4 protein-coding genes are annotated in these 5,535 nt (G+C 71.2%); 2 read left to right on the top strand and 2 right to left on the bottom strand.

The window, feature by feature from the left end:
- Positions 1-75: 75 nt before the first annotated feature.
- Positions 76-2,253 carry a cation:proton antiporter gene (locus WEB03_RS02850; protein WP_368069459.1) on the bottom strand — a complete coding sequence of 726 codons (2,178 nt, stop codon included), beginning with the start codon at positions 2,251-2,253 and terminating at the stop codon, positions 76-78.
- Between the two features lie 160 nt (positions 2,254-2,413).
- Here WEB03_RS02850 and WEB03_RS02845 point away from each other — a divergent pair, with 160 nt between their 5' ends.
- Positions 2,414-3,208, top strand: a complete 795-nt coding sequence (locus WEB03_RS02845) for a thioesterase family protein (protein ID WP_368069458.1) — start codon at positions 2,414-2,416, stop codon at positions 3,206-3,208.
- On the opposite strand, the gene WEB03_RS02840 is transcribed toward WEB03_RS02845, so the two are convergent.
- Positions 3,190-4,632 (bottom strand): CehA/McbA family metallohydrolase, encoded by a 1,443-nt coding sequence (locus tag WEB03_RS02840; protein WP_368069457.1) that lies wholly within the window; start codon positions 4,630-4,632, stop codon positions 3,190-3,192. The genes WEB03_RS02845 and WEB03_RS02840 overlap by 19 nt on opposite strands.
- A 373-nt stretch (positions 4,633-5,005) precedes the next feature.
- Here WEB03_RS02840 and WEB03_RS02835 point away from each other — a divergent pair.
- Positions 5,006-5,535, top strand: a 530-nt coding sequence (locus WEB03_RS02835; protein ID WP_368069456.1) for a MerR family transcriptional regulator, incomplete at its 3' end; no start/stop codon positions are given.

The raw sequence follows: 5,535 nt of genomic DNA, 5'->3' as shown, positions 1-5,535 counted from the left end.
CTCTAGCCAACTGAGCTAACGCCCCGTGGTGCGCGCGGGAAGGTAGCACCCGCCCTCCAGGGCAGCGAACCCGCCTCAGTCGCCTTCCTCGCCCTCGGGCGGGAAGATCACGGTGACGACGGTCTGGGGTGCGTGCTCGAGCAGGTACTCGGTCCCGTGACCGAGGAACGGCTTGCCCTCGACGGCGCGGGAGCGCGCGCTGAGCACGATCAGATCGGAGCCGAGGTCCTGTGCTGCCGCCAGGATGGCCTCGGGCGTCACGGCACCCGTCCTCGCGCTCCCGGTGGCGTCCGCCCCGAACCGTGAGGCGCGTTGGACGGCCTGGTCGAGCACCGATCGCGCGGTCGACTCGGTCCCCGTCCCGCGCCCACCGACGTCGAGGGGGACCCGCTGCCCCGTGTCGCCGCCGCGGTCGCTGCGCGTCACGACGTGCACGAGATCGAGGTGCGCGTCGAGCCCAGCCGCGAGGACCGCACCGACCTCCTCAGCGGCACGGCCGGTGAGCACACCGGTCACCGGCACGAGGATCCGTCGCGCTGCCGTGACGTCGACCGCGCCTTCGGCACCGTGCCGGACGAGGAGCAGCGGGACCTTGCTGTGCGAGATGAGGAGCTGCAGGACGTTCGACAGCTCGTGGGTGTCGCGGAACTCCTCGGTCAGGCCCACGCCGACGAGCCCGTACCCGAGCTCGGCTTCGGCGAGGATCGCCTCCGCGGGATCGGTCGCCGTCCGCCGGCGACGCGCAGCGGTACGACGGGTGAACTGCGCCGCTGCTCCCCCGAGCGCCTCGTCGCAGCGGCACTCCTCAGGCGGTGCATCCGGATCGTGGACGGTCATGACGGTGACGACCGCCTCGGGCTGCAGCAGCAGGTCCAGCGTGGTCGCGACGACACCAGCGTTGACACCGCCGCGCGTGGGCAGCAACGCCCGACTCGTCGAGGCGATCACGCTCGCGTCGAGCACCTCCTCGCGTTCGAGCCGTGCTGCCTCGTCACCCTTCGGCCGGACGTCGCGGAGTGCTCGTCGGAGCAGCGGCGGCGCGACCAGCGAGGTGACGATCGCCATCATCACCACGATCGTGTACGCGTCGGTGCTGAAGACCCCCAGGCTGAAGGCGATGGTCGCGAGCACGATCTCCATGGCGCCACGGGCGTTGAGCCCGATCCCGATGGCCAGCCCGTCGCTCGTGGTCATCCCGCCGGCACGTGCGCCCACGTAGCTACCCACCAGCTTGGCGACGGTGGCAACGACGATGACGCCGACCGTCCACGCCAACCCCGACGGTGACGCGACCGCGCCGAGGTCGACGTAGATCCCGGCTGACGCGAAGAAGATCGGCGCGAACACGGCGGCGGCCAGCAGCTCGATCGTGCGGCGGACCTCCGGGTGCTGGTAGGGCGAGCGGCCGATGACGATGCCGGCCACGAACGCGCCGAGCACCGCCTCGACACCGATCGCCTGGGTGACGGTCGCGGCCACCAGCATGACCACGATGGTCACGGTGAGGGGGCCGCTGATCCCGGCGCTGACCTGTCGGGCGACGCGCAGCGAGGTGTCGGTGAGGCGCTGCCCGATCGTGAGCGCGAACGTGAAGAACGCCGCGATCGCCACGACGGTCACGATGCTCTGACCGAGCGCGAGCTGACCGGAGGCCACGATGCCGGACAGCGTCCCGAGCAGGATCCACCCGACGAGGTCGTTGACCATCGCCGCTGCGACCGTGACCTGCGCGATGTCGCGACGCATCAGATCGAGCTCGGTCAGGATGCGAGCGACGACCGGCAACGCCGAGATCGACATCGCGACGGCGATGAACGCCGCGAACGTGAACTGCGACCCGGCTGGCCCGACGAACGGGTCCCCCGGCATGAACCACCCGAGCGCGAACCCCATGACCAGTGGGACGATGAGGCTGCCGAGGGACACCGCCGCGGCCTGGCGACCGAGGCGGCGTAGGAGCCCGAGGTCGGTCTCGAACCCGGTCTCGAGCAGCAGCAGCGCGACCCCCACCCACGCGATCGTCAGGATCGGGGCACTCTCGGAGGTGGACCCCGGGAAGAGCCAACCGGCGGCGTCCGGCAGGAAGCGCCCGAAGACCGACGGGCCGATGAGCAGCCCAGCGAGCAGCTCACCGACGACCGCCGGTTGGCCCTGCCGCTTGAACAGCGAGCCGAGCCCCCGAGCGACGATCAGCAGGAAGGTGAACTGCGCCCAGAAGACGAGCAGATCGTGTTCGCCGAGTGGTTCGAGCAAGGGTCTCCAGCCGGACGTGAGCAGGGCGGACTCTACGGCCGACGGCCCTCCCGCGCCGCCGGTCGGTGTCACCCGCCGTACGCCATCGCTGGTGACGGCGGCGGGACGCGGCAACGGCCGACCCTAGGCTCGCCCGACCCGAGGTGAGTGAGGAGCTGCCGTGACCGAGGTGCTGTTCGACCGCGACGGGGACCGGTACGTGGCGACGGAGCTCGCGCGGGGTCCGTGGGACCCCGGTAGCTGCCACGGTGGTGCGCCGTCGGCCCTGCTCGCCGCCCTCATCGACACCAGCCCGTCGCTGGCACCGCTCCAGATCGTCCGGCTCACCTACGACATCATGCGACCCGTGCCGCTGGCACCCGTCAGGGCGGCCGTGCAGGTGATCCGCGAGGGCAAACGCGTCCAGGTCGTCGAAGCTGATCTGACCGGCGACGACGGGACCGAGCTCGTGCGGTGCCGGGCGCTCCGGGTCCGTTCCGGGCAGGTCGAGCTCCCGGCAGGAGCCGCGTACGACGACCCGCCTCCGACCCCGGGCCCACAGCAGGCGGCGACCGAGGTCGAACGAGCCGGCGATGAGTGGGGCACCGGGTTCTGGACCGCCGTCGAGGTCCGCCCGACCCTCGGCAGCGTGCTCGGCGCGCCGGGGCCGGGCACCGCGTGGTTCCGGCTCGGCGTCCCGATCGCCGAGGACGTCCCGACGACACCGATCGCCCGCGTCGCGGCCGCATCGGACTTCGGCAACGGGCTCGCGCCCCCGCTGGAGATCGACCGCTACCTCTACCTCAACCCGGACCTCACGGTGGACGTGCACCGGCTCCCGGTCGGCGAGTGGGTCGCGCTCGACTCACGATCGGTCGCGCAGCCGGCCGGTGTGGGGCTGACCACCTCGACGCTGTACGACGAGGCGGGCCGGATCGGGACCGCGATGCAGTCCCTCTACATCGAGGCCCGCTGAGCGGTCGGCGTCGTCCCACGCGAGCTCGCCCGGCGCCAGGTGAGCGCTGCTCCCGCGGCCAGGAGCACCAGGCCGGCCGTGATCGGGCCCATCGGACCGGTGACCGGCAACGGCCGGTCAGCGGCCTCACCACCTCCGGTGCCCTCCCCGCCGGTAGCGGGCGGCGCGTTCTCGCCGTCACCGGCACCGGCACCGGCACCGTCGTCAGGCGATGTCGCCCCGGTGAGGAAGACGGGGTTGGCGAGGGTGGATGGGAAGCGCAGCACGTCGGCGTCGGCGGGGACGTCGAGGGGGAGATCGGCGAGCTGGTCCGGCAGCGCCACCCCGTCGACGATCTCGACCGCGCGGATGGTCTCCACGCGGACCCAGGTGCCGAGCGGACCCTCGCCGGCTGGATCCCGTTCGATCGGCACGGTGGCGGTGAACGGATCGCTCGTCACCTCGATCGCCGGCCCGTGACGCTGACCGTTGCGGATGAGCACGATGGTGTCCCCCACACCACCGGTGACGGTGATGGCCAGGTCAGCAGCGTCGGCCGCGAGGTCGTCGCCGATCCCGGCGGTGGATCCGTCGTCAGCCGTCGCGACGATGTCCAGCTCGGGACTGCGCAGCGCGCCGAGGCTGCGGACGTAGGCCCGCCCGGAGCGCAGGCCCTCGGCGAGTGCCGGACGCGACAGTTCGTCGGCGAGGATCGCGGTCGCTGACGACCCGATGCCGACGCGATCACGTTCGTCCTCGGGTTCGTTGGCCTTCGAGTCGGACCCGCTGACGGCCGTGATCCGGAACCCGGCCTGGAGCAGCTCGTCCCACCCTTCGATGGCGGTACGCAGGAACGGGTTGGCGATGCGAGCTCCCGGGTCGAAGGGGATGCCGGCCTCGGCGCTCGTGGCGAGCACGGGACCCGTCAGCACCTCGATCGTGTCGACGCGGGACCAGTCGGTCACGTCGCCGAGCGTGTACTCGCACCCACGGCAGAAGCTGGCGAACAGCGGTCCCGAGAAGGTGGTGGGGTGGGCGACGCCGAACAGCGCACCGTCCGCGAGCGTCCGGTCCTGGATCGCGACCATCGACACGTCCTCGAACCCGTGGCGGTACTCGAGCACGGACCGGGTCTCGCCGAGCACGATGGCGTGACCGAAGTAGGTGATGACCTCGCGGCCGGGCCACAGCAACAGGTCGGGGTTGCGTGCCTGCACCGGACCGAGCTCGTCCCAGTGCTGCCCGGTCACGTACTCGGTGACCGGCAGAACCTCGAGCCCGGCCACCCGGGCTTGTTCGACGATGTCGTCCCACTCTGGGGCATCGCCCGCCGAGTGGTAGCCGTGGACGTGCAGGTCCGCGTGGTACCAGCCAGGGTCGGGATCGACGACGAGGCTCGGGTCCACCGGCGCGGAGCGGAACGGGGCCCCGACCTCGGGGTCCACGCAGGTGATCGCCGCCTCCCAGGTCGCGCCACTCGGGGCGACGGCGGCGATCCCGAGCTCGAGCCACCACGTACCGGGCTCGACCGGGGCGGGTCGGTAGCCCCGCCCCCGACCCTCGGTTCCCTGAAGTCCTGCTCTCGATCCTGGAGGGCATCGTGGAGCAGGTAGTCGAGGGCCTCAGGGCATGAGGCGAACTCCTCCCGACCGTGACCGTTCTGGGCGTGGTGGATCTGCTGCCGCTCTCAGCCGGTATGACGGATTCCGGCTCGCTCTGTGCCTGGGTACAGCGATGCCAGTAGCCGGTTTGGTGGTGGTTCCGGCACCCGCTGTCCCCCTCAGGACTACGCTGCATTGACGTCATGGGAGGAACACCTTGACCGACGGAGGCTTCTACACGGCCGGTGAAGCCGCAGAGCTGACCCACGTGCCCCGCTCCACGGTCCACTACTGGGTCCGCACGGGGCTCGTCGAGCCGTCCGTGTCGCTTGCCCGGCCGATGCTCTTTTCGTTCCTCGACCTTCGCGATCTGGTGGTGATCGACAGGCTCCGCGGCCAGCTTCCGACCCAGACCATCCGGCGTGCCGTCGACTGGCTCCGGACGGTTGCCGACGTGCAGCACATCGTCCACGCCGAGTGCCGAGCGAGTGGCCGCGAGATCGTCTGGACTCCGACAGACGACCCGCAGGCCGAGGTGCTCGCGAGCCGCGGCGGCCAGATCCTCCTGACGCTTGACGAGGTCTGGAAGAAGCTGAACGCAGAGGTCCGTGACGGTGAGGTCATCGCCCTACATCCCGCCGCCCACATCGACATCGACCCAAACGTCCGTGGAGGGACCCCGGTGGTGTCCGGGACGCGGACGCCGACGGTACTGGTAGCCGAGCTGGTCGATGGTGGCCTGAGTCC

It is taken from the genome of Nitriliruptor sp. (genome assembly GCF_040882075.1).
Taxonomy (GTDB): Bacteria; Actinomycetota; Nitriliruptoria; order Nitriliruptorales; family Nitriliruptoraceae; genus Nitriliruptor.
Note: the sequence above shows the minus strand (reverse complement) of the source record. Positions and strands in the feature narration are given on the sequence as shown.